Raw genomic sequence first — 25,026 nt, 5'->3', positions numbered from 1 at the left:
TGCTTTTATAATGAACCAATTCCAACCCCCCCGTGAGGCAATATGAGCGCCCCCCAAGATCTCAAGGACATCGGACTGAAAGCCACCCTTCCCCGCCTCAGGGTGTTGGCCCTGTTTGAAACCAGCGACACCCGCCATCTGGGTGCGGAAGAAGTCTACCGCCGTCTTCAGCAGGAAGGCATGGACATCGGTCTGGCCACCGTCTACCGGGTGCTGACCCAGTTTGAACAAGCCGGCTTGCTGGTCCGTCATCATTTCGAAAGCGGCAAGGCCGTGTTTGAACTCAACCAGGGAACCCATCATGACCATCTGGTCTGTCTGCAATGTGGACACGTGGAAGAGTTCTTTGACGCCGAGATCGAAAACCGCCAGGCCCAGATTGCCCAACAGCGGGGCTTCTCGATCCAGGAGCATTCCCTCCAGATCTACGCCAACTGCCAGCGCGCCTCCTGCCCCCATCGCACGCCAAAGACTACCCCTTGAGCACGGCTTGCAAAGTCCGCCCCATTTCGGCGGGATTGCGCGTAATCCTGATCCCGCATTCCTCCATCGTGGCCAACTTTTCCTGAGCCGTTCCCTGCCCTCCTGAAATGATGGCGCCCGCATGCCCCATCCTTTTACCCGGCGGGGCCGTCACGCCGGCAATGAACCCCACCACGGGCTTGGTCATGTGCGCCTTGATCCAGCGCGCACAGATTTCCTCGTCCGAACCGCCAATTTCCCCCACCATGATGACCGCCTCGGTGGCCGGATCGTCATTGAACCGCTGCATCACTTCCAGATGCTTCATGCCGTTGACCGGATCGCCGCCGATTCCCACGCAACTGGACTGACCCAGCCCCAACTCGCGCAATTGCCCCACGGCCTCGTAGGTCAGCGTCCCGGAACGGGAGACCACCCCGATCGGGCCAGGCTGGTGAATGTGCCCGGGCATGATGCCGATCTTGAGTTGTCCGGGGGTGATCACGCCCGGACAGTTCGGGCCCACCAGAAGGGTTGATTTGCCACGCATGCGATAACGGGTCTGGATCATGTCGCGCACCGGAATCCCCTCCGTGATACAGATCACCAGTTCGATCCCCGCTTCCACGGCCTCATCGATGGCCGCCGCCGCATAGGGCGGAGGGACATAGATCACCGAAGCATTGGCGCCGGTTTCCCGACGTGCTTCCGCCACCGAATCAAAAATCGGAACCCCCTCGAAATCCTGCCCGCCTTTGCCCGGGGTCACCCCGCCGACGAAACATTCCTTGCCAAAGGCATACTCGCGACACAGGCGGGTGTGAAACATGCCCGTCTTGCCGGTGATTCCCTGAGTCAGTACCCGCGTATTCCTGTCAATCAGAATGGCCATGCTTATCTCCGCGCTGCGGCGACCACCTGGGCCGCTGCGTCATCCATGTTGGCTGCTGACAGAATGGGAAGTCCCGATTCCGCCAGAATCCGTTTCCCCAGTTCCACGTTGGTCCCCTCCAGGCGCACCACCAGGGGAACGGTCAGATGAACCTGTCGCGCCGCTGCCACCACGCCCTCGGCAATCACGTCGCACTTCATGATGCCGCCGAAAATATTCACCAGGATGGCCTGCACTTCCGGATTGGACAACATCAACTTGAAGGCTTCCGTGACTTTTTCCGTGGTGGCTCCGCCCCCGACGTCCAGAAAATTGGCCGGGCTCCCGCCGTAGAGTTTGACGATATCCATGGTGGCCATGGCCAACCCCGCCCCGTTGACCAGGCATCCGATGTTGCCCTCCAGGGAAATGTACGACAGGCCGTGGCGCGAAGCCGCGATCTCGTTGGGATCCTCCTCGTCGAGATCCCGCCAATCCTGCCATTCGCCATGGCGAAACGCCGCATTGTCATCGAAGTTGAATTTGGCATCCAGCGCCAGGATCCGCCCGTCACCCGTCACGGCCATGGGGTTGATTTCGGCCAGACTGGCATCGCTGTCGACGAAGGCACGATACAAGCCCAGCATCAGGTCCCGCGCCTGCGGCACCAGGGCTTCCGGCACCTCGATCCGGCGGGCCAGGGCTTCGGCCTGGGCCGGCAACAACCCCTGCCCCGGATCTATTTGCACCGTATGAATCTGTTCCGGATGATGCGCGGCCACTTCCTCGATATCCATCCCCCCCGCCGCGCTACCCATCAGAGCAACCTGCTGGGTATTGCGATCCACCACCATGCCGAGGTAGAGTTCCTGGCGAATATCCGCGCCTTCTTCCACCAGCAAGCGGCGAACGGTCTGCCCCTGGGGGCCGGTTTGATGAGTCACCAGTTGCATGCCCATGATCCGGCGCGCGGCCTCTTCCAGTTCGGCATCCGTACGCACCACCTTGACGCCCCCGCCTTTCCCGCGCCCCCCTGCATGAATCTGCGCCTTGACCACGCGCACCCCTGCACCCAATTGCTGCCCGGCAGCCACGGCCTCACTGACCGTGAAGCACGGAAACCCGCGCGGAACCGCCACCCCAAAGCGCTGGAGGAGCGCTTTGGCCTGATATTCATGGATTTTCATGGTCTACGTCTTCTCTATGAAAGGAGCCTGTGAAGCGCTGATTGTACCTGAAAACCCTGCCCTCATTCTGTGCCTGCCCGCGACCAATGGGGGTAAAAACGCGCCACCACCTCCCCCGTGCTGGCCAGGGCATGGCATCCGTCCAGATGAGGCGGACGTTCCTTCATCTCCGGCGAGAGCGTGCCGTAACGGGTTTGAAAAGCCACCGTCGCCACGATCCCCACCAGTTCCGTCAAATGCGTACATCCATGAATGCCGCCCAGCCGATTCCGTACGATCCGGGTAAACCCCGGAGCGATGGTCACCCCCTTCAACGAGGAGTATTCGGGAACGATCTTCTCGCAGGTTCCCGGATAGGGCCGGCTGGTCATGCGCGCTTCCGCCTCGCGGATCAACAGGGCATCATCCACGGTCAGGCGCAAAAACATGTCGTGGATGGGCGTACCGGCAGGCAGACATCCTTCGACCATGGCCACATCATGCCCCTTGACATCCCGCAATACGCCCTCCACGTCGTACCAGCCGTCCGGTCGCACGTAACCATTCACTTCTATGACGCGTCGATGCAGCAGACGTCGCTGTTCCTGTTCCTCCTTCATGGCTCCCCCTTTTCCGAAAAAATTCCCGCATAATGGCGGTGCTGTCCTGCCTTTCCCATGAGGTTTTCGTCTTGTCCGGTTTTCTGATTCGCTTCCCCTTCCTGCTCCTCGGACTGGTCCCCTGGTGCATCCCCGCCGCAGAGTTGGCCGTGCCCGACGACACCCCGGCCACCGTGCAACCTGCTCCCGCGCCGCCCTTGACCGACGAAGAATTGCTGCGCGCCCAGCGCGCGTTCCAGCAACATGACCAGGCTACGCTCGAATCCATCGCGGCACGCGCGCGCGGCCAACTTTCCGATTATCCCCGATATTGGGCTCTGGAAGGGCGACTGACCCAGGGAAACGCCTATCTGGTTCCAGAAATGCAGGAATTTTTCAGTGATTATCCCAACAGTCCGCTCACGCCCCTGTTACGCGCCCATTGGCTGGCCCAACTGGGACAAAACCAGAACTGGAAAACCTTTGAAGCCCAATTTCGTGCGGAGGACGCCCACCACCCCGCCCTTCAGTGCTACCACTGGCAGGCTCTCTTCGCTGACGCTCAAACGGACTTCTTCGACGCTGCCTTGGCCTATTGGCGTTCCGATGCCGCCTGGCCCGACTCCTGTGACCCGGTATTCCGGCAACTGGTCGCGGCCCATCGCATCCGCGCAGAGGACCTCTGGCTGGCGCTGCGTCACGCCCTATCCCGCAACCAGGTTCGCAAAGCCCGTTACATCAACAGTTTCTTCCCGCCCTTCCAGGGCCTGAATGAAGACGAACTGACCCTGGCCGCAGGCCGTCCGCGTCAGTTTCTGGATGAGGCCCCCCCCACGGACGCCCACTCCCCCCGCGCACAACGCGAACTCCTGCTGTATGCCACTCTCCGCCTGGCCGCCCATGACCCCCAGGCCGCAGCGGCCTGGTGGACGGATGCCTCCACGCACCTCGACCCGGAGGACCAGGCCTGGGGCTGGCAACAGATCGCGCTTCAGGGCGCCTGGGCTCTGGATCCCCGCTCCCTGGAGTGGTTCCAGCAGGTGACTCCCCAACCCACCGAAGCCGAATGGCTGACCTGGAAAATTCGGGTCGCCCTGCGCCAGCAGGACTGGGCCACCGTTCTGGACACTCTGACCCGCCTACCGCCCCCCCTGGCCCGGAAGCCCGTCTGGCAATACTGGAAAGCGCGCGCCCTGGAAGAGGAACACCGTTCTGCGGAAGCCCTCGCCCTGCTCGAGGAAGTCGCCCAATCGCCTTCCTACTATGGGCTGCTGGCTCTGGAAGAACGAGGTCAGGAACTTCGCCTGCCGCCCCAGCCTGCGCCACCTGGGCCGGAGGTCCAAAAGGAAATCCGTGCCCTGCTGGAGCGCCCCCTGCGCCTCTATCGCCTGGGATTGCTGCCGGAAGCCCAGAGGGAGTGGAGCCAGATCGAACCTGCCCTGACCCCTCTCCAACACCTGGCAGCCGCCCAGCAGGCCTTCCAACTGGGCTGGTATGACCGGAGCATTCACAGCGCGGAACATACGGATTCGCCCAGGGATGTGGCCCTGCTCTTCCCCTATCCCTACCAGTCCCAAATTCAGGCCAATGCTTCCCGATTCCATCTTTCCGAAGCCTGGGTGCTTGCGCTCATCCGCCAGGAGAGTCGCTTTTTCAGCATCGCCCGTTCCCGTACCGGCGCCCAGGGCCTGATGCAGTTGATGCCGGCAACGGCCCGCTGGGCCGCCCGGCGCAGCGGCCTCAAAAACTATCATGCCGAAGAGGCCGATCAACCGGACATCAACATCCTTCTCGGGACCTATTACCTGAACCATCTGGCGCAACTCCTGGGCAACCCGATCCTTGCCACGATGGGCTATAACGCCGGCCCCCTGCGTGTCCAGATCTGGACCTCCGCCGGGATAGGCGATCCGCGCACCTTTCTCGAAAACATTCCCTTCGATGAAACCCGGGACTATGTCCAGCAGATCCTGTATAACCAGATCGTCTATGAACAGCGCCTCCATTCCACGCCCAGTCATCGCCTGCATGCACTGCTGGATGAGCTGGCAGGTACCCGATGATGCAGATTTACGAAGTGGGCGGCGCCCTCCGTGACGAACTGCTGGGACTTCCTGGCGCCGACCGGGATTGGGTCGTGGTGGGGGCCACCCCGGAGGAAATGAAAATTCGCGGGTTTCAGCCCGTTGGTCGGGATTTCCCGGTTTTTCTGCACCCCGTCACCCACGAAGAATATGCCCTGGCCCGTACCGAACGCAAAACGGCCCCAGGCTACCGCGGCTTCGTCTTCCATGCCGACCCCACGGTCACGCTGGAGGAAGACCTGAGGCGTCGCGACCTCACCCTCAACGCCATGGCGCGGGGCCCTGACCGTCGGTTGATCGATCCCCATGGCGGACTGGCCGACCTGGAAAACCGCATCCTGCGTCACGTCAGCCCGGCTTTCGGCGAAGATCCGGTCCGACTCCTGCGGGTTGCACGCTTCCTGGCCAAACTGGCCCCCTTTGGCTTTACCGTCGCGCCCGAAACCACCGCGCTCTTACGGCAGATGGTCGACGACGGCGAAGTGGATGCCCTGGTTCCCGAACGCATTCTGCAAGAACTGAACAGGGGCATGGAAACCGCCAACCCTGCGCGCATGTTCGCGGCACTGGCCGAATGGGGGGCCCTGAAAAAATTTTTCCCCGCCATCGATGCGCTGTGGATCCATACCGGCGGTCTGGCCAACGACGCCGTGGATCATGCCGCCCGGCGCCACCTGGAACTACCCCTGCGCTGGGCAGCCTGGGTCTCGGCGCTGTTTCATGGAAGTTCCCGCCAGACCTGGCACCCCCTCCTCGAAACCTGGGCCGGAAACCTGCGCTGGAGCAAGGAACAACACCAGTGGATGGAACTGTCCTGCGCGCTGGGACCCGGCGCCCGCCATCTCTCTCCCCATCAACCGGAGGAATGGCTCCCCCTGCTGGAAGGGTGCGATGCCTGGAGGCGACCGCAAAGGTTCCTCCGCTTTCTTGAATTGCAGGAATGCCTGGGCGAAATCCTCGAAGATCTCCAACCCGACCTGAGCGCACGCGGCAAGGCTGCCCTTACTGCCTGTCAAGCCCTGGATCTTCCAGCGCTCGTGCGTTCGGCGCCGACCCCGGCTGAAATCCCCCTGCGCTTACGGGCGGCCCGCCATGCTGCACTGTGCGCGCTCCCGGCCGCACCGCGCAAGCCCTGATCCTCCGGTCAGGAACCCTTGATCTTTTTGGCCGCCTGGGCATGTTGCTCGGCATAAGACTGATGCGCGGCGGCTTCGGCCACCCCCACCTTGATGGGATAGCCCATATCCATGAGGACGGAACCCAGGGCAGAGAGACACAGCATGACATTTTCAGACTTGGCCGAATAACCCATCAATCCAAAGCGCCAGATTTTTCCTGCCAGGGGACCCAATCCGGCACCGATTTCCAGATTGAATTCGCTGAGCAGGGTTTTGCGCACCCTGGCTTCATCCACCCCTTCAGGCACCCGCACGGCATTGAGTTGGGGCAGGCGATATTCTTCCTTGACCAGATAGGTCAGCCCCATGGCCTCCAGTCCGGCTTTGAGCGCGAGGTAGTGACGGGTATGTCGGGCCCAGGCATTTTCCAGCCCTTCCTCGCGCAGCAGCACCAAAGATTCATGCAACGCAAACAGGCCGTTGATGGGCGCCGTATGGTGATAAGTGCGATTGGTGGATCCCCAGTACCCCAACACCAGGTCGAGGTCCATGAACCAGCTCTGGGAAGGGGACCGGCGCTGTTTGACCAGATCCACCACCCGCTGGTTATAGGAAACGGGAGACAAGCCCGGGGTGCAGGACAGGCATTTCTGGCTGCCCGAATAGATGGCATCGATATCCCATTCATCCACGTAAAGCGGTGCACCGCCCAGTTGGGTGACGGCGTCCACGATGGTCAGGGCGCCGTAACGGTGGGCGATTTCTACCAGGGTTCTGGCGTCGGACATGCACCCCGTGGAGGTTTCGGCATGGACAAAGGCCACCACCTTGGTGTCCGGATTCTGCTTCAGGGCATCTTCCAGTTTTTGCGGATCGACCGGCTCACCCCAGGTGTCTTCCACTACCACGGGCGTACCGCCGCAGCGCGTCACGTTTTCGATCATGCGGCCGCCGAACACCCCATTCCGGCACACGATGACCTTGTCGCCCGGACTGACCATGTTGACGAAACACATTTCCATGCCTACGGACCCGGGCCCCGAAGCCGGAAAGGTCAACGCATTGCTCGTCTGGAAAGCGTAACGCAACAGCATCTTCAGTTCATCCATCATGTCCACGAAGACCGGATCGAGATACCCGATACAGGGCAGGGACATGGCCGCCAGGACCCGGGGGGCGATTTCCGACGGACCAGGCCCCATCAGGGTGCGTTGGGGGGGATAGAAGGAACTGATTTTCTTGGGGGGAAGGTACTGGATGGTCATCGGGGGTCCTTGAGTGCCGGTTGAGGGCGCATTTTCCATAATCAATCTTTCATTTTAGCAAAATTTCCGGCTTTCACGAAGTGCAGATGCCGTCCTTCGGCATGGGACAGATGCAGTGCCCCCCGCTCGTCCGCAGAATCGAAGAGCGTATCTCCTTCCGGTTCCGGTCGTTGGGAGGGAACCAGTCCCTCGAAGTCGAAAAGGTCACGGTCTGCCAGATGGGAGGGCGTGACCGACTGCAATCCCAGAAAGATATTGTCGATGCGCCCCGGATGCGCCTTTTCCTGGTCCTGCAACCACTGTTTGATGGCCTGGCGTTGCAGGTTTTCCTGGGCACCGCACAAATTGCAGGGAATGATGGGAAAGTCCATCCCGCGCGCATAGCGGGCCAGATCTTCTTCGCGACAGTAGGCCAGGGGCCGGATCACGACATGATGTCCATCGTCGGTCACGAGTTTGGGCGGCATGCCTTTCAGTCGTCCGCCATGAAACAGGTTGAGGAAAAAGGTTTCCACCATGTCATCGCGATGGTGGCCCAGGGCAATCTTGTTGGCCCCCAACGCCTTGGCGGTACGGTACAGGACCCCCCGACGCAGGCGCGAACAGAGAGAGCAGGTGGTTTTCCCCGCCGGGATTTTTTCCTTGACGATGGCGTAGGTATCGGCATCGACGATCCGGTAATCCACGCCCAGTTGATCCAGATAGGCAGGAAGAACCTCTGCCGGAAAGCCCGGTTGTTTCTGATCCAGGTTGACGGCGATGAGTTTGAAAGTGATGGGCGCGCGCTTTTGCAGGTCCAGCAGCAGCGTCAACAGGGCATACGAATCCTTTCCCCCGCTCAGACAGACCATGACCGTATCTCCGTCCTGGATCATGGCGTAATCCCCCAATGCCTTGCCCATGGCACTGCGCAGTCTTTCCTGGAGACGGATGAAGGTGGAACTGTGGGCGTTACTCATCGGAAGTGGAGCGCGTGTCTCGACGCAGAATCCTGAAGATGACGAACAGGGCGTAGAGCATGAGCAACCCCATGAGCACGAAACCGCTGACGTACACCCAGAGTTTGTCCGAGTAGGTCAGGTACCAGGCCACATTCAGAAGCAGGAAGAACCCCGCCATCTGCCAGAAAAACCCCATTGTCTTTTCCCGAAATCCACAAGTGTAGTCATATTACCAAATGGGAGTATCATGCGCGCTGATTGGTGCCCCGTGCCGTTTGGACCTTTTGAGGACTGAAGATTGGAATGGTATTCCACTGAAGCATTGTTGCCGGACGTTGCAGCGAGAAATCACAGCCAGCAATTGATCCGGCATATCAATGACGTCATCCGCGCGGCCGGGGGATGGATCGACTTCGCCGATTTCATGGACCGGCTTCTTTACGCGCCCGGACTGGGCTACTACGCAGCAGGCGCCGTCAAACTGGGCCCTGCCGGAGACTTCACCACAGCCCCGGAGATGACTCCCCTTTTTGCCCGCACCCTGGCCCATCCCATCGCGCGCACCCTCAGGGAATTGAACCGTCAGGAAACCACCCTGCTCGAACTGGGCGCCGGAACGGGTCAGTTGGCACAGGACCTGTTGAAGGCCCTGGCAAAACAGAATTGTCTCCCGACACGCTATGCAATCCTGGAAGTAAGCACTGACTTGCGGCAGCGACAACAGGAAAAAATCCGTCAGTTGCCGCCCTCCTTGCAACAACGAGTGGAATGGCTGGAACATTGGCCGGCGGAGTTGGAGGGCGTTGTACTGGCCAATGAAGTGCTGGATGCCCTGCCCGTCCAGCGCTTGCGCTGGCAGGACGGGCAATGGCATCAATGGGGGGTCGCGGTGACGGAAGAGGTCTGGCACTGGCAAACCCGCCCCCTCTCAGCAGGTTCCCCGCTCCTCGAGGGGATGCCGGTCATGACCGGCTACCCCGAACCCTATGACACTGAAGTTGCTTTGGCCGCAGAGGGGTTGATGGCCTTGCTGGGTCAGACCTTGAAAGCCGGTCGGGCCTTTTTCATCGATTACGGTTTCCCGGCGCGCGAATTCATCCATCCCCAGCGCAGCGGCGGGACCTTGATGTGTCACTACCGGCACCATGCCCACGGCGATCCTTTTCTTTACCCCGGACTTCAGGACATCACGGCCCATGTGGACTTTACCCGGATGGCCCGGGCGGCCCGCCGGGCAGGCCTGCAACCCGAAACCTGGCAGACGCAGGCGGCCTGGTTGATCGAGGAAGGGATTCTCCATGAACTGGAAAAAGTGCACGGAGAGGCCGGTACCGACTATCGTGCCGTCAGCGCGGTCCAAAAACTCCTGAGTCCGGCAGAAATGGGCGAATTATTCAAGGTGTTGGTGCTGGGTCGGGGGAGCCCCGAAAACGAGTCGGTATCGACTCTCCTGGGACTGTGAAGCGGCACGACATCCCACCCAAGAGAGGATGAGACGCCCCCCTCAAGCCAGGTGCAGGCGTTCCCAGATGACCGAGGTCAGCCCGGCGCTGTTCATGGTGTAAAAGTGCAGGCCGGGTGCGCCGCCCTCCAGCAACCGGTCGCATAAGTGAGTCACCACTTCCAGGCCAAAGGCCTTGATGGAAGCGCTGTCATCCCCATAGCCCTGCATTTTCTGGCGGATCCAGCGCGGAATTTCAGCGCCACAGGCCTCGGAAAAGCGGCTCAATTGCGAGAAATTGGCGATGGGCATGATCCCCGGCACAATCGGCACGGTGATCCCCGCAGCATCACAGTCCTCCACAAAACTGAAGTAAGCATCCGGGTTGTAAAAATACTGGGTGATGGCTGAATCAGCTCCCGCCTCGATTTTTTCCTGAAAGTGGCGAATGCCTTCCTGCGCTGAACGGGCCTGCGGATGCACCTCGGGATATGCGGCCACTTCGATGAAAAAGTGGTCTCCCGTTTCTTCCCGGACGAAACGCACCAGGTCGCTGGCGTAACGAAATTCGCCCCCGCCCAGGGTGCCGGAGGGCAAGTCCCCGCGCAAGGCCACCAGATGGCGAATACCGTGGTGGCGGTATTGTGCCAGGACCTGGCGCAAGCTGTCCCGGGTCGCGCCGATACAGGACAGGTGAGGCGCCGCAGGATATCCGTCCTGCTGGATCTCCACCACGGTTTCCAGGGTACGGTCCTGAGTGGTCCCCCCTGCACCATAGGTCACGGAAAAAAAGGCCGGATTGAGTTGCGCCAACTGGCGCCGGGTGTGGCGAAGTTTTTCCGCCCCCTCGGGGGTCTTGGGGGGGAAAAACTCAAAACTGAACACCCGCTCGTGAGGTGCGTGATTCATGGATTCAATACCGGTAATGCTCGGGTTTGTAGGGGCCTGTGACGGGCAGGTTGAGGTATTCGGCCTGCTTTTCCGTCAACTGGGTGAGGTGTACACCGATGCGCTTCAAATGCAGGCGAGCCACCTTCTCATCCAGCGCCTTGGGGAGGATGTACACGCCCACCGGATAGTTGCCGTGGTTGTTCCACAACTCGATCTGGGCCATCACCTGGTTCGTGAAGGAAGCCGACATCACAAAACTCGGATGCCCCGTTGCACAGCCCAGATTGACCAGACGTCCTTCCGCCAGCACGATCAGACGCTTGCCATCGGGAAAGACGACATGATCCACCTGCGGCTTGATGTTGTCCCAATGGTATTTGCGCAGGGAAGCGATGTCGATTTCCGAATCGAAATGCCCGATATTGCATACGATGGCGTCATTTTTCATCACCTGCATGTGGGCGTGGGTGATGACTTCCACGTTGCCGGTTGCCGTGACGAAGATATCGCCCAAAGCCGCCACTTCGTCCATGTTCACCACCCGATACCCCTCCATGGCCGCCTGCAGGGCACAGATCGGATCGATTTCCGTCACCCACACCGTAGCCCCCAACCCGCGAAAAGCCTGGGCACACCCCTTGCCCACATCGCCATACCCGGCCACCACCGCCACCTTTCCGGCAATCATCACATCGGTCGCTCGCTTGATCCCGTCCATCAGGGATTCACGACACCCATACAAGTTGTCGAATTTGGACTTGGTGACCGAGTCGTTGACGTTGAACGCCGGACACTTCAATTCTCCGCGCTTCAGCATCTCGTTCAAACGATGCACGCCGGTGGTGGTTTCTTCGGAAATGCCCCGGATGGATTCGAGCAGGTGAGGATATTTGTCGTGCATCACCAGAGTCAGATCCCCCCCGTCGTCCAGAATCATGTTGGGCAACCAGTTGTCCGGCCCGAAGATGGTTTTTTCGATGCACCACCAGAACTCCTCCTCCGTTTCTCCCTTCCAGGCAAACACCGGAACCCCCGTGGCGGCAATGGCCGCCGCCGCCTGGTCCTGGGTGGAAAAAATATTACAGGAACTCCAGCGGACTTCTGCCCCCAGAGCCACCAGTGTCTCGATCAAGACGGCGGTCTGGATGGTCATGTGCAAACAACCGGCGATTCGTGCCCCCCGCAACGGCTGGCGTTCGGCATATTCTGCACGCAGGGCCATAAGGCCCGGCATTTCATTCTCGGCGATCTGGATTTCCTTGCGGCCCCATGCCGCCAACGTCATATCGGCAACCTTGAAGTCACCGGCCAAAGTCTGTGGAATCGCGTTCATGAAAACTCTCCCTTCGTTCATTTAGTGGATTGGCTCATTCCGGACTCAGGCGTCTGCCTGCAGGGCCTGGACGCGATCGCGCATTTCCCAGGTAAATTCTGGTTCTTCCCGTCCAAAGTGACCATAAGCCGCCGTCTTGCTGTAAATGGGACGGAGCAGGTCGAGGGACTGGATGATGCCCTTGGGGCGCAGGTCGAAGTGCCGTTCGACCAGTTGAGCCAGTTTCTCGTCGGGAAGTTTCCCGGTTCCAAACGTATTGACCATCAAACTGACCGGACGGGCAACCCCAATGGCATAAGCCACTTGCACTTCGCAGCGGCGTGCCAATCCGGCAGCCACCACATTCTTGGCCACATGGCGCATGGCGTAGGCCGCAGAACGATCCACCTTGGAAGGGTCTTTACCCGAAAATGCCCCCCCGCCGTGACGGGCCGCGCCACCGTAAGTATCCACGATGATCTTGCGCCCGGTGAGACCGCAGTCCCCCATGGGGCCCCCAATCACGAAACGACCGGTGGGATTGACCAGATAACGGGTGTTGGGGCCCAGCAGGTGAGCGGGCAGAACCGGTTTGATGATTTCGTCGATCACCGCTTCAGTGAGTTGCTGGTGCGAGATTTCGGGATGATGCTGGGTCGACAGAACCACCGTCTCGATACAGGTGGGCTGTCCATCGACATAGCGAACGCTCACCTGCGACTTGGCATCCGGCCGCAAAAAGGGCATCCGTCCATCCTTGCGCAATTCGGACTGGCGCTGAACCAGACGATGGGACAGATGAATGGGCAGAGGCATGAGCGTGTCGGTTTCATCACAGGCATAACCGAACATCAGCCCCTGATCACCCGCTCCCTGATCAAGGTCGAGTCCGCTCCCTTCGTCCACCCCTCGGGCAATGTCCGGGCTTTGCCGATTGAGGGCCGTCAATACCGCACAGGTCTGATAGTCAAATCCGATCTCGGAACTGTTGTAGCCGATGCGCCGCACCACGTCCCGCGCCACATCGATGTAGTTGATCTGTGCCTTGGTAGTGATTTCACCAGAAATGACGATGAGGCCGGTACTGGTCAAAGTTTCACAGGCCACCCGTGCATGCGGATCCTGCGTTAGAATAGCATCCAGAACCCCGTCAGAGATCTGATCGGCCACCTTGTCCGGATGCCCCTCGGATACCGACTCCGAAGAGAAAATATACTCACTCATGGCAAACCCTGCCCTTTATCGAAAATTGGAAAAGTACTGCAGCCGGGAATTGTACCAGCAATCCCGTTAGCGCCATGATGCGCCTGATTTTTTTCCCTCTTTGGTTACTCCACTGGCTCCCCCTCGGGGCCCTGTGGCTACCCGGTCGCCTGCTCGGCGCCCTGGCCTTCGTCCTCGCCCGCGAACGGCGCCGCGTCACCATCATCAACCTGACGCTGTGCTTTCCCCAGTGGAGCGAGGCCCAGCGCCGCGAAGTGGCTCTCCGTCATTTTCAGGGATTCGTAACCAGCGCCCTGGCCCTCGGGATCGCCTGGTTCGCTTCTGAACGGCGTCTGCGCACCATGATTCACTTTCAGGGCCTGGAACAGGTGCGCGATGCTCAAACGAAGGGGCCGGTCATCCTGCTCACGCCCCATTTCTTCGGGGTAGACACCATTGGCCCCTTTCTGACCCTGGATTTCGACGTCATCACCATCAACTCGAAAATCAAGCATCCCACCCTCGACACCTTGATCCGTGAACGCCGACTGCGTTGGGGAAAAGGTCTGATCTTTGCCCGCCAGGACAGTTTGCGCAGCGTATTGCGGGCATTCAAACCGGGTTGGCTGCTCTATTACCTGCCGGATCAGGACTTTGGCCCCAAGGATTCGCTTTTTGTGGATTTTTTCAAGGTCAAGGCCGCCACCGTCCCAGCCCTGGCCCGGATGAGCAAACTGGCCAAGGCATCGGTCGTTCCCTGCGTCGTCCATCTCGATTTCAGGGCAGGACGGTTTGAAGTCACTTTCTTCCCCGCCTGGGCGCATTTCCCCAGCGGCGACGATGCGGCGGATACCCGGCGCATGAATCACTTCATCGAGGAGCGCATCCTCGAACAACCCGCCAATTACCTGTGGTCGCACAAACGGTTCAAGACCCGACCGCCCGGAGAAGCATCGCCCTATGACAGGCATCCGCCGCCCCAATCTACCCAGTGAGCCAGAAAAAGCGTAGCATTTCACCTTCGACATCACCCGATACGGGGACCATGGGGATACTTCCTTTCACCAAAATGCAGGGCCTGGGCAACGACTTCATCGTACTCGACGGGGTACGCGCCTCTCTCGCCCTGACCCCGATTCAACTGCGCTGGTTGGCCGATCGCCACTTTGGCGTAGGCTGTGACCAGATTCTATGGGTAGAGCCGGCACAGGATGCGACGAACGACTTTCGTTACCGGATTTTCAACCGCGACGGCGGAGAGGTCGCCAACTGTGGCAATGGGGTTCGTTGCTTCGCCCGTTATGTCCATGACCAGAACCTGACCCAGCGTACCCACCTGCGGGTCGAGACCCAGGCGGGCGTGCTTGAACCCGAGTTGCTGCCGAACGGCGACGTGCGGGTCAACATGGGCGAACCCCTCTTCGATCCTGACCGCATTCCCTTTCTGGCCCCCGCCCTCCAACCCACCTATGAACTGGCCCTCGGACAACAGGTGACCCGCACTTTTTCCGTACTCTCCATGGGCAATCCCCATGCGGTACAGGTGGTCGAACAGATCACCCACGCCCCCGTCGACACGGAGGGCCCATTGATCGAGCATCACCCCCTGTTTCCCGAACGGGTCAATGCCGGATTCATGGAAATCGCGGATCGCACCCACATCCATCTCCGTGTTCATGAACGCGGTGCCGGGGAAACCCTGGCCTGCGGCACGGGTGCCTGTGCCGCTGTCGTGGCGGGTCGACGCCTGGGGCGACTGGACCCGCTGGTGCACGTCATGACCCACGGCGGAGAACTGCTCATCGAATGGCAGGGCGCCGGACATCCCGTATGGATGACCGGCCCTGCAGTCACCGTCTACACCGGGATCGTCCACATCCCGAACATCGAGGAACTTACCCATGCTGGACGCTGAAGTCGTTGCCTCCTGGCTCAAGGACAACCCGGAATTTTTCGTGTTGCACGGAGCCGTCTTGAATGAAATCCAGATTCCACACCCGCACGGCACCCATACCGTTTCCCTGAGCGAACGCCAGTTGCTGACCCTGCGCGACAAGAACCGCACGCTGGAACAGCGCCTGTCCGAATTGATCGGCTATGCCGAAACCAATGACAACATCAGCGGCAAGGTTCACCAACTGGCCGTGCGATTGCTGGTTCAGCGCACCCTGAAGGGCGTTCTCGACACCATCCAGCACCAGATGCTGCATCATTTTGGAATTCCCCATGTCACCCTGCGCCTCTGGGGGATCCGGAGCGGCCCCCTGGAGCATCCGGCTTTCCAGCCCGTGGCGGAGGTCCAGAAAGAAGCCATCGCCCATGTGGAAACCCCGCGCTGCGGACACCACACGCCCGTACAATGCGACCAGTGGTTCGGCGAACTGGCGCCCAGCCTGAAATCCTTTGCCCTGTTGCCCCTGCGGGACAGTGAAACCTTTGGCGCCCTGCTGCTGGCCTCGCCCGACGAAAACCGTTTTTACCCGGACATGGGCATTTTCTACCTGCAGCGCATCACTGACCTGATCAGTACCTCCCTGCGCGCCCATGAATCTTCCTGATTCCCAGGCCCTGATCCGCGCCTATCTCGATCAACTGCGTTTCGAACGGGGCTTGTCCCCGCGCACGATCTCCAGTTACCGGCGCGACCTGGACCAGTTGGTGTCTGCTTGCGCGGACCTTACCCAGGTGACCGCGCAGCACATCCGTCGCCTCCTGGGAAAATTACATGGACAGGGGCTGTCTGGTCGCAGCCTGGCCCGCAGTCTGTCGGCCTGGCGCGGCTTTTTTGACTATCTGGCAAAATTTCATCAGGCCGCCCTCAACCCCTGTCATGGGGTGCCCGCCCCCAAGTCACCGCGCGCCTTGCCCCATGCCCTTTCTCCGGACCAGGCCAGCAGATTGATGAATGTCCCGGGGGACCGCATGCTGGATGAACGGGACCGGGCCCTGCTGGAATTGTTCTACTCCTCCGGCCTGCGTCTGGCGGAACTGGCCCATCTGCGCGTACAGGACCTGAACCTCAGCGAGGGCCTGGTGCGGGTACTGGGAAAAGGGCATAAATTCCGCATCGTCCCCGTGGGTCAAAAGGCCCGGGAAGCCCTGGCACTCTGGCTGGACCATCACCCCCTGCGGCCCCTGACGCCGGAGACCCCCCTGTTCGTCAGCATCCGCGGTTCGGTCCTGAGCATGCGCGCCATCGAAGCGCGCGTGGCCCTGCGCACCCGCCAACAGGGTCTGGACGACCAGGTCCATCCCCATGTCCTGCGCCACTCCTTTGCTTCCCACCTGCTCCAGTCCAGCGGCGACCTGCGCGCCGTACAGGAGTTGCTGGGACACGCCCATATCACGACAACCCAGGTGTATACCCACCTCGACTTCCAGCATCTGGCCCAGGTCTATGATCAGGCGCATCCACGCGCCCGACGGCGCCCGCCCCCTCAGGGAGAATAAAGCGCGCCCAGCACGACGCCGTGGCGTGCCCCGGTCACCGCGGGCAGATTTCCCGCTTTCCCCTGCACCCGCGCCCATGCCAACCAGGCAAAGGCCAGAGCCTCCACCTGTTGCGCGGGCACCCCCAAATCATCGGTACGCCCTACCCGAACCTCGGGCATCAGGGTCCGCAGTCGTTTCGTCAATTGGACATTCAGGGCTCCGCCCCCGCAGAGATACAGTTCGGCCCCCTCATATCCCCGGCACGCCGCCTGTACCGCTGCAGCCACCGAGCGCGCCGTCAATTCCAGCAGGGTTGCCTGAACATCCTCCGGCGGCAGTGAAGACACCCACGCCCCCCGGCTCTCCAGCCATTCCAACGAAAAATCTTCCCGTCCGGTACTCTTGGGCGCACTGCGCTGAAAAAAAGGATGGGCCAGCAAGGATTCCAGCAAGGCCGGATGACATCGGCCCTGGGCCGCCCAGTCCCCTCCGCGATCGAAGGCCTGCCCTAAGCACCGGCCAATCCAGCCATCCATCAACAGGTTGGCCGGACCGGTATCATGGCCTCGGGTAACCTGCCCCGGGAGAAGCAGGGTCAGATTGGCGATCCCTCCCAGGTTGAGAATCAAACGGGGAATCGATGCGTGCCGGAACAGCGCATCATGAAAGGCAGGAACCAGCGGCGCGCCCTGCCCGCCCGCCGCAATGTCTCCCGAACGAAAATCGGTGATCACCGCCATGCCAGTCAGTTCGGCCAGCAGGGCCCCATTTACCAACTGGAGACTGAATCCCTGTTCCGGACGATGGCGCACCGTTTGCCCATGGCAGCCCACCGCCGCGACCGGAAAATCCCCCGGCCCGGCCCGTTGGACCAACTCATGAACCACTTCGGCGTAGAGGGTGGAAAGTGTCTGGGACAGGCGGGCGGCGCGCTCCAGTTCATTGACCCCCGGATGGGTCAGATCCAGCAGGTCCGAACGCAGATCCACGGAAAAAGGCCGCTGTGCCTGGGCCAGAACCACGGGTCGGGCCGGCCGGGAAAAATCCGCCAGGACCCCGTCGACCCCGTCGAGGCTGGTCCCTGACATCAACCCCACATAGCGGGAGGATCCGGAATTATTCGAAGCGGGCGAGGGCACTGCCGCGTACGGCATCGAGTTGCTTGAGGTACGGCGCCGTGGCCGAAAGGAACTGGGTACGGGCACGACCGGTCAGGTCGGTGCTGGCAAAACGCGGCACCTCGGGACCCAGCGGATCATGCTGAACGCCATTGATCTTGAATTCATAGTGCAGGTGGGGACCGGTGGCCCAGCCCGTCATGCCCACATAGCCGATCAGGTCGCCCTGACGAATTTTTTCTCCGGTATGCAGCCCGCCCGCGAATGCCGAAAGGTGCCCATAGACCGTGTCGATTCCGTTGGCATGATGCAACTCGATCATGTTTCCATAACCGTTGCGCCACCCCGCATAAGTCACCGTGGCATTGGCGACGGCCACGATGGGGGTCCCCTTGGGAGCCGCCAGGTCGATGCCCTTATGGGCTCGCCAGGTTTTCAGAATCGGATGAAAGCGCGCCGCGGAAAATCCCGAGGTGATGCGTGAGAATTCGATGGGCGAACGCAGGAAAGAGGCCTTGGAACCATGCCCGTCCGGCGTGTAGTAGTCCCCTCCCTCCGCATTTTCATAGTAGACGCGACGAATCGTCACGCCCTTGTTGACAAACTCGGCCGCCAGAATCCTGCCGGGCACCACCTGGTCAAAGTCATTCTGGGTTGCTTCGTAGACCACGGAAAAGGTATCCCCGGAGCGCAGGTCGTTATGAAAATCGATATCCGTAGAAAACAGACGGGTCAATTGACGCGTCACGCTGTCCGGAATGCCCGCGTTGTCCGCTGCAGCAAAGAGGGAACTGTGAATGGTCCCGTTGGCCTGGACGATGCGGTGCAAGTCCCCCTCGCCCACCAAACTGGAGGCAAACCCCGCAGTGGTACGGGAAACCACCAGGGTCCCCTTGTCCCCATAGGGAAAACGCAGGGAAACCAGATCGCCGTTGGCCGCGTGTTCCACGCGAATGGGTTTGCCGGGAGCCATATGCTGGTAGATGACCCGAGCCTTGCTGTCGGTCGCAATGAAATCGAGAGCCGCCCGGTCGCTCACCCCCATGCGGAACAACAGGGCAGCCAGGGTATCGCCCGAACGAATCTGATCCTGCTGAATGAAGGTGCCCGGGGTGGGTGTGACCGTCCCCAGATCCGCCGTCATGTCCTCGGTGACCGGGGCCAGTGGCACCGTCTGCATGGACACCCCGGGAGTCATCCCGAAAGCCACCGCTACCCCGAACACCATCATGAGGAGCGTCGCAACCTGACCGCTGCGACGAGCATCCGTCGCATCGATGGTGGTGTTTTGGGTTAGAATCCAGCGTTTGAACGCTTGTGCGCGCCGTTTGATTGAGTTCATGCGCGCCAGTCTAACAGAAACCTGCCGCAGGCACAATTCCCCATGAATGACAAAAAGTTATCATCCATCGACCCCTGGGAGGAAATTCGCCGGGGGACCGACGAGATTCTCCCCGAACAAGACTTCCGGCAACGACTTCAGGAAGGCAAGCCCTTGCGGGTCAAGGCGGGGTTCGACCCCACGGCTCCGGACCTGCACCTCGGTCACACCGTCCTGCTCAACAAACTCAGGACGCTGCAGGACCTGGGCCATGAAATAATCTTCCTGATCGGCGATTTTACGGCATTGATCGGCGACCCCACCGGACGCAATGCCACCCGTCCTCCCCTCACCCCGGAACAGGTGGCGCTCAATGCCGCCACCTATCAAAGCCAGGTATTCCGCATTCTCGATCCCCAGCGCACGACCCTGGCCTACAACAGCACCTGGATGAACGAATTGGGCGCTGCCGGCCTGATTCGCCTGGCCGCCACCCATACCGTGGCACGCATGCTGGAACGGGACGATTTCGCCAAACGATACCGCGCGGAACAACCCATTGCCCTCCATGAATTTCTTTACCCCCTGGTGCAGGGATATGACTCCGTAGCGCTCGAGGCCGACCTGGAAATCGGCGGCACCGATCAGAAATTCAACCTTCTGATGGGCAGGGAATTGCAGAAGCACCATGGACAACGTCCCCAGTGCATCCTCACCCTGCCCTTGCTCGAAGGGACCGACGGGATCCACAAGATGTCCAAATCCCAGGGCAACTTCATTGCCATCGAAGACTCCCCTGCCACCCAATTCGGCAAATTGATGTCCATTTCCGACCCCCTCATGTGGCGCTATCTGGAACTGCTCTCCTTCGAATCCCTGGCCACCCTGACCCACTGGAAGCGCGCCGTCGAAGAGGGGCTCAACCCGCGCACCATCAAGGTTCGCCTGGCTCAGGAAATCGTCGCGCGCTTCCATGGCCAGGACGCTGCGAGACAGGCCCTGGAAGACTTTGAATCCCGGTTTCGGGACCATGCCCTGCCCGACGATCTGCCCCTCACCGAAATTTCGGTGGGCGGCGAAGGATTACTCCTCTCCCAACTGCTGCACCGTGCCGGGCTGTCCAATTCCACCTCCGAAGCCCGCCGCCTGATCGAGAGTGGGGGTATTCGCATCGATGGAGAAAAGGCCACGGACCAGTCCCTGCGTTTTTTTTCCGGCGCTGAACTGACCCTGCAGGCCGGAAAACGTAAATTTGCCCGCGTACGCTGCTGTTGAAGCCCACTCCCAGCGTGGTCCGGCACGCTCTTCCCGCCCTGCGCCTGGACCCGCAAGGGCATCGCCATGTGGACCTTCGGGCCGTGCTGGCACTGGCCTTGCCCCTGTTCCTGAACAGTAGTTTGCAGGTCGTCCTGAACCTGACCGACACCTGGTTCATCGGACACCTTTCCACTGCGGCCATGGCCGCCATGGCCGCCTGTTACTACCTGATTTTCATGTTCTTCCTGTTGCTGGGCGGGGTCGGTATCGGGGTTCAGGCCATCGTGGCGCAGCACTTCGGCGCAGAAAACGACTCTGCCGTAGGACGCACCACCTGGAGCGGGTTATGGGCAGCCCTGGCCACCACCCCCCTGTTTTTGCTGATCGGATATGCAGGGCCGGCCCTCCTGGCGATCTTTGATCTCCCCCCCGAAGTCCACGATCTGGCCGCGTCCTTCTGGTTTCCGCGCCTGCTGGGCGGTCCCCTGTCCACCCTGCTCTTTGCCCTGAATTCCTTTTTCAATGGCATCAGCCAGCCCCGCCACACCCTCTGGATCATGGCGCTGGTTGCCCTCAGCAACGCCCTGCTCAACGAATGGTTCATTTTTCACTGGCACCTCGGTATGGCCGGGGCCGCCTGGGGCAGCACCGCTGCCCAAGCCATCGGGGTCGTCATCGCGGGGGCTGTTTTCCTGCGCCCCACTTTCCGCGCCCGCTTCCACACCGGGCGAACCTGGCGCCCCCACTGGCCCTCGATTCGTCAGGTCTTCGCCATTGGCATCCCCACCGGCTTATTCCCTGCCATGGATGTGGTGGGCCTGGGACTGTTCCAACTCATGCAGGTCAAATTGAGTGCCGTGGATGGGGCCGCCACCCAGATCGTCATGATGCTGACCTCGGTGTCCTATCTTCCGGCCATCGGCATTGCCCTGGCGGGCACCACCCTGGTGGGACAGTCCATCGGGGCGGGGGATAAATCCTGGGCCGAGGCCTGTGCCCGCGTCATCATTCGCATGGCGGTGCTTTACATGGGCGTGGTTGGCGTCCTGCTGGCCCTGTCGGCATCCTGGGTCGTCCCCCCCTTTCTCACGCCGGGCGACCCGCAGGGCGCGCAGGTCATGGCGCTCTGCATTTCCCTGTTATGGATTGCCGCCGGGTACCAGGTGTTTGATGCGCTCAATCTGTCCAGCGCTTTCTGCCTGCGCGGCGCAGGCGATGTCAGGGTTCCCACCCTGCTCCTGCTGGCCTGTTCCTGGGGGATATTCCTGCCCCTTTGCCATGCCCTGACCTTCTCTCCCGGGCAGGGCTGGGTCAATTTCCTGCCCCAATGGGGATGGGGCGCCACGGGGGGATGGCTGTCCGCCTTCGCCTACGCCTTCTGTCTGGGATTGGCCCTCTGGGCACGCTGGCGTTCAGGGGCCTGGAAACGTATTTCCCCGCTGACTCAAACCCAGTAAACCGAGCGGGTCATGAGTTTGGACGACAGGCGCATGGCCTGTTTAAGCAGCGGCGAAAATTCCGCAGCCCCCAGATGTTGGGCCAACTCGGCGTGCCCGGCCTCGTCCTTTTTCATCTGTTCCACAATGGCGCGGGTGCGCTGATCGCTGGCGGGGATCTGAGCCAGATGCCCCGCCAGATGCCCTTCCACCTGCCGTTCTGTTTCCTTGAGAAAGGCCAGGCTCCAACGATCTCCGGCCAACCCAGCCGCCACCCCCAGGACCAACGATCCCGCGTACCAGATCGGATTGAGGAAACTGGTCCGTCCACCCAATTCGCCAATCCGCGCCTCACACCAGGCCAGGTGGTCCACTTCTTCGTTTGACGCCCCGCGCAGGGCCTCCCGGTTGGCAGAGATACGGGCCGTCAGGGCTTGCCCCTGATAGAGCGCCTGGGCACAAACTTCCCCGGTATGATTGATGCGCATGAGGCGGCCCGTGTGCTGACGGGCGGCCGGAGCAAACTCGGCTTCCGGCAACCCCCGGGCCGGATTCGGGCGCGTGCCCAGGGCAGGGGCGGCCAAAGTTCGCAAGGCGCGATCGAACTCTCCCAGGATCCGATCCAGGGGACTGTGCTGGCGCCCTTCGAATTCCGTGCCCGAAAATGCGCCGCAGGGTAATTTCGGAAACTTCACTTTGGCCATCAAATCTGCAAGCATAGCGTCCTCCTGTCCCGGTTCGAGCCGTTTCCTGACCCAAGCCACCCATGGATCAAAAACGAACGGTCATGATACCTCTTTTCCACCAGAGGAGCCTTGAAGGCGGACTTGCTTGAGTGCGCGTTGCAGGTTGGGTCGTACCACTTCACGCTGCGAGTTCTTGCAGAACTTCCGGGTACCGTTCGGCGACACGGAAAAGCGTTTTTGCTGCGCCCGACGGCTCGCGACGACCTTGTTCCCAATCTTGGAGCGTACGCACAGAAACTCCAAGCAGCGCCGCGAAAGCAGTTTGAGAAAGCCCCGACACCAGACGAGCATGAGCGACTTCCGAGATCTCGGGTTGATGGGTGCGAGCACAAATACCGGCCTTCATTTCACGCACTGAAGTTAGCAGTTCGGCTCCAATGTCGATTTGGGGCCGACGGCTGATAGGCTTCTGTTTTGTTTTACGCATTTTCAATTTCCTCTTTGATCTGACGAAGCACATGCGCTGGGATGTTTTCACGCACGGACTTCCCGTAGACCAGCAGTAACCAGATTTCTCCATTGACGAGACGATTGAAGTAAATGACTCGTACTCCGCCACGCTTGCCACGACCAGCACTCCCCCATCTAACCTTCCTTACACCGCCCGAGCCGGGCACGACATCCCCAGCATCTGGATTTCCGGCGATGAAGGTGATAAAACTGGTTCGATCTTCATCGTTCCAATAATCGCTGGCGAAGCGGACAAACGTAGGGGTTTCGATGACCGTGAGCATGGTTTTACTATACGGCAATGCCGTAGTCTCGTCAAACCCCACCGACAAACTCATAGTGAGGCCCAACGCAAAAGCGAGGGGCTGGTCGAACTGAATTCGGCTGGAGCGTCTGGTCGGGCGGCTTCACTTGGGTACTTCCAACCTCAGAATGCACTTAGCCTTTCATTTATAGCAAGTTTAGGTTTTTTTGATAACTTTGGATAAACTTCCTATAAATCGAGAATCTGCGGCTCAAGACCCCCGATTGGCTGCGGCGCCGCGAATCAGGGTACCGATTCCTTCGTCGGTCAGTACTTCCAGAAGGACCGCGTGGGGAACCCGCCCGTCGATGATGTGGGCGGTCTTGACCCCATTCTGCACCGCATCCAGCGCACAGGCAATCTTCGGGAGCATGCCTCCCCGAATGGTGCCGTCCTGGATCAGAGCCTGCACCCGATGGGCGGTCAATCCGGTCAATACCTCGCCCGCCTGATCGAGAACGCCTGCCGTATTGGTGAGCAGGAGAAGTTTTTCCGCCTGCAGGGTCACCGCCAGCTTGCCCGCCACCAGATCCGCATTGATGTTGTACGCCTCCCCCTGCTCACCCACGCCTAACGGCGCGATCACCGGTATGAAGTTCTGATGGCACAGCAGATTGACGATGCCGGGATCGATCCGCACCACCTCGCCCACCTGTCCAATATCGATGGCTTCATCCGAGGTATCGGGCGCCCTGAGCATCAACTTGCGCGCGTGAATGAAGTTGCCGTCCTTGCCGGTCAGCCCCACTGCATTCCCCCCCGCCTTGTTGATGAGGGTGACGATGTCCTGATTGACCAGCCCCCCCAGCACCATCTCCACCACATCCAGCGTTTCATCATCGGTGACCCGCATGCCCTGGATGAACTCGCTTTGCTTGCCGACCCGCTTCAACAACTCACCGATTTGAGGTCCGCCGCCGTGAACCACCACCGGATTCATCCCGACCAGTTTGAGCAACACCACATCGCGCGCAAATTTTTCCTGAAGCGCGACTTCCGTCATGGCATTCCCCCCGTACTTGATCACGATGGTCTTGCCATGAAAACGCTGGATGTAGGGCAGCGCCTCGATCAGGACGGTACTTTTCAGATCGGCAGAGATGGGCAATTCAGTCATGGCAACGCTCCAGAACAATGGCGCCCATTCTACCTCAGAACCTGGCCAGCAGAGATTTCACCCCAGGCACTTCCCCTTAACGAACTGTCATAAAAGTGTCATTTGACTGTCACGGTTCGGTCACAAACCTATGTCAAAGTGTTACGGAGTCACGGAAGTCCCACACCCAACCCATTAATTTGGAAAAGTTTACCATGTCTAACTGAACTTTAGACATTCGCGGACTTTTTTGCAATACCGAAGGCATCCACCCACGCGATAAATATTTTCAAAAAAATGCAAAAAACACTTGACATGAAATTCGATTTGCGAGGTCGCTGCGCTACCCGCTCGGGGTTGTTTTTGAAGCGGGTAGCGCAGCGACCAATGAAGGGTTTTCAACCCCTGATTCCTCTTCATGTCACTCACCTCCTCGGTCTGTCTGCTGCTCTCGGAATGGATTTCCTTTCTTCTGACCGCCGTTCCACCCCGTTCCCGTCGAACCTTTGTCGA

Annotated in this window: 25 protein-coding genes; 10 read left to right on the top strand and 15 right to left on the bottom strand. The window is 60.3% G+C overall.

Annotation, left to right across the window (positions count from 1 at the left end; all coding sequences use genetic code 11):
* Positions 1-42 precede the first annotated feature (42 nt).
* Positions 43-483 (top strand): ferric iron uptake transcriptional regulator, encoded by a 441-nt coding sequence (gene fur, locus M6F29_RS02515; RefSeq protein ID WP_297455864.1) that lies wholly within the window; start codon positions 43-45, stop codon positions 481-483.
* Here fur and sucD read toward each other — a convergent pair.
* From sucD to M6F29_RS02500, 3 genes are all read right to left on the bottom strand, one after another.
* Positions 473-1,354 (bottom strand): succinate--CoA ligase subunit alpha, encoded by an 882-nt coding sequence (sucD, locus tag M6F29_RS02510; RefSeq protein WP_297472901.1) that lies wholly within the window; start codon positions 1,352-1,354, stop codon positions 473-475. The genes fur and sucD overlap by 11 nt on opposite strands.
* 2 nt (positions 1,355-1,356) lie before the next feature.
* Entirely contained in the window at positions 1,357-2,520 is a 1,164-nt protein-coding gene (gene sucC, locus M6F29_RS02505; protein WP_298157211.1) for an ADP-forming succinate--CoA ligase subunit beta, read from the bottom strand.
* Positions 2,521-2,582: 62 nt separating this feature from the next.
* Entirely contained in the window at positions 2,583-3,119 is a 537-nt protein-coding gene (locus M6F29_RS02500; protein WP_298157207.1) for a DUF2889 domain-containing protein, read from the bottom strand.
* Positions 3,120-3,190: 71 nt separating this feature from the next.
* On the opposite strand from M6F29_RS02500, the gene M6F29_RS02495 reads away from it, so the two are divergent.
* Together M6F29_RS02495 and M6F29_RS02490 are read left to right on the top strand one after the other, a co-directional pair.
* Positions 3,191-5,161: a lytic transglycosylase domain-containing protein gene (locus M6F29_RS02495; protein ID WP_298157204.1), complete on the top strand. Its 1,971-nt coding sequence runs from the start codon at positions 3,191-3,193 to the stop codon at positions 5,159-5,161.
* Positions 5,158-6,318, top strand: coding sequence for a tRNA nucleotidyltransferase/poly(A) polymerase-related protein (locus tag M6F29_RS02490; RefSeq protein WP_298157201.1), 1,161 nt, complete (start codon positions 5,158-5,160; stop codon positions 6,316-6,318). The genes M6F29_RS02495 and M6F29_RS02490 overlap by 4 nt, the downstream gene beginning before the upstream one ends.
* Positions 6,319-6,326: 8 nt before the next feature.
* Here the strand turns inward: M6F29_RS02490 and M6F29_RS02485 are convergent, their stop codons facing one another.
* The 3 genes from M6F29_RS02485 to M6F29_RS02475 are packed head-to-tail and all read right to left on the bottom strand — an operon-like array spanning position 6,327 to position 8,702.
* A complete protein-coding gene (locus M6F29_RS02485) occupies positions 6,327-7,565 on the bottom strand; it encodes a pyridoxal-phosphate-dependent aminotransferase family protein (RefSeq protein WP_297453608.1) in 1,239 nt (412 codons plus the stop codon).
* A gap of 41 nt (positions 7,566-7,606) precedes the next feature.
* Positions 7,607-8,524 (bottom strand): tRNA 2-thiocytidine(32) synthetase TtcA, encoded by a 918-nt coding sequence (ttcA, locus tag M6F29_RS02480; protein ID WP_297453610.1) that lies wholly within the window; start codon positions 8,522-8,524, stop codon positions 7,607-7,609.
* A complete protein-coding gene (locus tag M6F29_RS02475; RefSeq protein ID WP_298157197.1) occupies positions 8,517-8,702 on the bottom strand; it encodes a hypothetical protein in 186 nt (61 codons plus the stop codon). The genes ttcA and M6F29_RS02475 overlap by 8 nt, the downstream gene beginning before the upstream one ends.
* 102 nt (positions 8,703-8,804) lie before the next feature.
* Between M6F29_RS02475 and M6F29_RS02470 the strand changes: the two genes are divergently transcribed.
* Entirely contained in the window at positions 8,805-9,968 is a 1,164-nt protein-coding gene (locus M6F29_RS02470; protein WP_298157194.1) for a class I SAM-dependent methyltransferase, read from the top strand.
* 42 nt (positions 9,969-10,010) lie between these two features.
* Here the strand turns inward: M6F29_RS02470 and metF are convergent, their stop codons facing one another.
* Genes metF through metK form a run of 3 tightly spaced genes read right to left on the bottom strand, consistent with a single transcriptional unit; the run spans position 10,011 to position 13,374 of the window.
* Positions 10,011-10,856 (bottom strand): methylenetetrahydrofolate reductase [NAD(P)H], encoded by an 846-nt coding sequence (gene metF / locus M6F29_RS02465; RefSeq protein WP_298157192.1) that lies wholly within the window; start codon positions 10,854-10,856, stop codon positions 10,011-10,013.
* A gap of 4 nt (positions 10,857-10,860) precedes the next feature.
* Positions 10,861-12,171: an adenosylhomocysteinase gene (gene ahcY / locus M6F29_RS02460; RefSeq protein WP_297472894.1), complete on the bottom strand. Its 1,311-nt coding sequence runs from the start codon at positions 12,169-12,171 to the stop codon at positions 10,861-10,863.
* A 45-nt stretch (positions 12,172-12,216) separates the two neighbouring features.
* A complete protein-coding gene (gene metK, locus M6F29_RS02455) occupies positions 12,217-13,374 on the bottom strand; it encodes a methionine adenosyltransferase (protein WP_298157190.1) in 1,158 nt (385 codons plus the stop codon).
* 74 nt (positions 13,375-13,448) lie between these two features.
* On the opposite strand from metK, the gene M6F29_RS02450 reads away from it, so the two are divergent.
* From M6F29_RS02450 to xerC, 4 genes are read left to right on the top strand one after another with little or no spacing between them, the layout of a single operon-like run.
* Entirely contained in the window at positions 13,449-14,348 is a 900-nt protein-coding gene (locus tag M6F29_RS02450; RefSeq protein WP_298157187.1) for an LpxL/LpxP family acyltransferase, read from the top strand.
* A gap of 50 nt (positions 14,349-14,398) precedes the next feature.
* Positions 14,399-15,268, top strand: a complete 870-nt coding sequence (gene dapF, locus M6F29_RS02445) for a diaminopimelate epimerase (protein WP_298157184.1) — start codon at positions 14,399-14,401, stop codon at positions 15,266-15,268.
* Complete coding sequence (locus M6F29_RS02440) at positions 15,255-15,911, top strand: DUF484 family protein (RefSeq protein WP_297456741.1); 657 nt, start codon at positions 15,255-15,257, stop codon at positions 15,909-15,911. Before dapF ends, M6F29_RS02440 begins: the two co-directional genes overlap by 14 nt.
* Positions 15,898-16,803, top strand: coding sequence for a tyrosine recombinase XerC (gene xerC, locus M6F29_RS02435; RefSeq protein ID WP_298157182.1), 906 nt, complete (start codon positions 15,898-15,900; stop codon positions 16,801-16,803). Before M6F29_RS02440 ends, xerC begins: the two co-directional genes overlap by 14 nt.
* Here xerC and M6F29_RS02430 read toward each other — a convergent pair.
* On the bottom strand, positions 16,791-17,873 hold the full coding sequence (locus tag M6F29_RS02430) for an anhydro-N-acetylmuramic acid kinase (protein WP_298157179.1): 1,083 nt from the start codon (positions 17,871-17,873) through the stop codon (positions 16,791-16,793). The two genes, xerC and M6F29_RS02430, sit on opposite strands and share 13 nt — an antisense overlap.
* 28 nt (positions 17,874-17,901) lie before the next feature.
* Positions 17,902-19,245, bottom strand: a complete 1,344-nt coding sequence (locus tag M6F29_RS02425; RefSeq protein ID WP_298157176.1) for a M23 family metallopeptidase — start codon at positions 19,243-19,245, stop codon at positions 17,902-17,904.
* 42 nt (positions 19,246-19,287) lie between these two features.
* Between M6F29_RS02425 and tyrS the strand changes: the two genes are divergently transcribed.
* Positions 19,288-20,499: a tyrosine--tRNA ligase gene (tyrS, locus tag M6F29_RS02420; protein WP_298157173.1), complete on the top strand. Its 1,212-nt coding sequence runs from the start codon at positions 19,288-19,290 to the stop codon at positions 20,497-20,499.
* A complete protein-coding gene (locus M6F29_RS02415) occupies positions 20,496-21,938 on the top strand; it encodes an MATE family efflux transporter (protein WP_297452142.1) in 1,443 nt (480 codons plus the stop codon). Before tyrS ends, M6F29_RS02415 begins: the two co-directional genes overlap by 4 nt.
* Here the strand turns inward: M6F29_RS02415 and coq7 are convergent.
* The 4 genes from coq7 to argB form a co-directional block, all read right to left on the bottom strand.
* Positions 21,926-22,636 carry a 2-polyprenyl-3-methyl-6-methoxy-1,4-benzoquinone monooxygenase gene (gene coq7, locus M6F29_RS02410; protein WP_298157169.1) on the bottom strand — a complete coding sequence of 237 codons (711 nt, stop codon included), beginning with the start codon at positions 22,634-22,636 and terminating at the stop codon, positions 21,926-21,928. The two genes, M6F29_RS02415 and coq7, sit on opposite strands and share 13 nt — an antisense overlap.
* 145 nt (positions 22,637-22,781) lie before the next feature.
* Entirely contained in the window at positions 22,782-23,090 is a 309-nt protein-coding gene (gene relB, locus M6F29_RS02405; protein WP_298157168.1) for a type II toxin-antitoxin system RelB family anti-toxin transcriptional regulator, read from the bottom strand.
* The gene (locus M6F29_RS02400; RefSeq protein ID WP_366525921.1) at positions 23,083-23,397 is read right to left on the bottom strand and encodes a type II toxin-antitoxin system RelE/ParE family toxin; all 315 of its coding nucleotides are present in this window, start codon (positions 23,395-23,397) and stop codon (positions 23,083-23,085) included. The genes relB and M6F29_RS02400 overlap by 8 nt, the downstream gene beginning before the upstream one ends.
* 231 nt (positions 23,398-23,628) lie before the next feature.
* Positions 23,629-24,534: an acetylglutamate kinase gene (gene argB / locus M6F29_RS02395; RefSeq protein ID WP_297472875.1), complete on the bottom strand. Its 906-nt coding sequence runs from the start codon at positions 24,532-24,534 to the stop codon at positions 23,629-23,631.
* Between the last annotated feature and the right edge of the window lie 492 nt (positions 24,535-25,026).

This window comes from Ferrovum sp. (genome assembly GCF_027317285.1).
Taxonomy (GTDB): domain Bacteria; phylum Pseudomonadota; class Gammaproteobacteria; order Burkholderiales; family Ferrovaceae; genus Ferrovum.
The sequence above is the reverse complement of the archived record's forward strand: the minus strand, read 5'-3'. Positions and strand labels throughout refer to the sequence as shown.

What these genes read in the sequence shown, in the direction of transcription:
- M6F29_RS02475 (WP_298157197.1), bottom strand. Translation starts at nt 8,702, where the DNA reads ATGGGGTTTTTCTGGCAGATGGCGGGGTTCTTCCTGCTTCTGAATGTG.
- M6F29_RS02490 (WP_298157201.1), top strand. Translation starts at nt 5,158, where the DNA reads ATGATGCAGATTTACGAAGTGGGCGGCGCCCTCCGTGACGAACTGCTG.
- M6F29_RS02400 (WP_366525921.1), bottom strand. Translation starts at nt 23,397, where the DNA reads ATGCTCACGGTCATCGAAACCCCTACGTTTGTCCGCTTCGCCAGCGAT.
- dapF (WP_298157184.1), top strand. Translation starts at nt 14,399, where the DNA reads ATGGGGATACTTCCTTTCACCAAAATGCAGGGCCTGGGCAACGACTTC.
- relB (WP_298157168.1), bottom strand. Translation starts at nt 23,090, where the DNA reads ATGCGTAAAACAAAACAGAAGCCTATCAGCCGTCGGCCCCAAATCGAC.
- M6F29_RS02485 (WP_297453608.1), bottom strand. Translation starts at nt 7,565, where the DNA reads ATGACCATCCAGTACCTTCCCCCCAAGAAAATCAGTTCCTTCTATCCC.
- ttcA (WP_297453610.1), bottom strand. Translation starts at nt 8,524, where the DNA reads ATGAGTAACGCCCACAGTTCCACCTTCATCCGTCTCCAGGAAAGACTG.
- sucC (WP_298157211.1), bottom strand. Translation starts at nt 2,520, where the DNA reads ATGAAAATCCATGAATATCAGGCCAAAGCGCTCCTCCAGCGCTTTGGG.
- ahcY (WP_297472894.1), bottom strand. Translation starts at nt 12,171, where the DNA reads ATGAACGCGATTCCACAGACTTTGGCCGGTGACTTCAAGGTTGCCGAT.
- coq7 (WP_298157169.1), bottom strand. Translation starts at nt 22,636, where the DNA reads ATGCTTGCAGATTTGATGGCCAAAGTGAAGTTTCCGAAATTACCCTGC.
- metK (WP_298157190.1), bottom strand. Translation starts at nt 13,374, where the DNA reads ATGAGTGAGTATATTTTCTCTTCGGAGTCGGTATCCGAGGGGCATCCG.
- sucD (WP_297472901.1), bottom strand. Translation starts at nt 1,354, where the DNA reads ATGGCCATTCTGATTGACAGGAATACGCGGGTACTGACTCAGGGAATC.
- fur (WP_297455864.1), top strand. Translation starts at nt 43, where the DNA reads ATGAGCGCCCCCCAAGATCTCAAGGACATCGGACTGAAAGCCACCCTT.
- M6F29_RS02430 (WP_298157179.1), bottom strand. Translation starts at nt 17,873, where the DNA reads ATGTCAGGGACCAGCCTCGACGGGGTCGACGGGGTCCTGGCGGATTTT.
- M6F29_RS02450 (WP_298157187.1), top strand. Translation starts at nt 13,449, where the DNA reads ATGATGCGCCTGATTTTTTTCCCTCTTTGGTTACTCCACTGGCTCCCC.
- tyrS (WP_298157173.1), top strand. Translation starts at nt 19,288, where the DNA reads ATGAATGACAAAAAGTTATCATCCATCGACCCCTGGGAGGAAATTCGC.
- M6F29_RS02425 (WP_298157176.1), bottom strand. Translation starts at nt 19,245, where the DNA reads ATGAACTCAATCAAACGGCGCGCACAAGCGTTCAAACGCTGGATTCTA.
- xerC (WP_298157182.1), top strand. Translation starts at nt 15,898, where the DNA reads ATGAATCTTCCTGATTCCCAGGCCCTGATCCGCGCCTATCTCGATCAA.
- M6F29_RS02500 (WP_298157207.1), bottom strand. Translation starts at nt 3,119, where the DNA reads ATGAAGGAGGAACAGGAACAGCGACGTCTGCTGCATCGACGCGTCATA.
- metF (WP_298157192.1), bottom strand. Translation starts at nt 10,856, where the DNA reads ATGAATCACGCACCTCACGAGCGGGTGTTCAGTTTTGAGTTTTTCCCC.
- M6F29_RS02440 (WP_297456741.1), top strand. Translation starts at nt 15,255, where the DNA reads ATGCTGGACGCTGAAGTCGTTGCCTCCTGGCTCAAGGACAACCCGGAA.
- argB (WP_297472875.1), bottom strand. Translation starts at nt 24,534, where the DNA reads ATGACTGAATTGCCCATCTCTGCCGATCTGAAAAGTACCGTCCTGATC.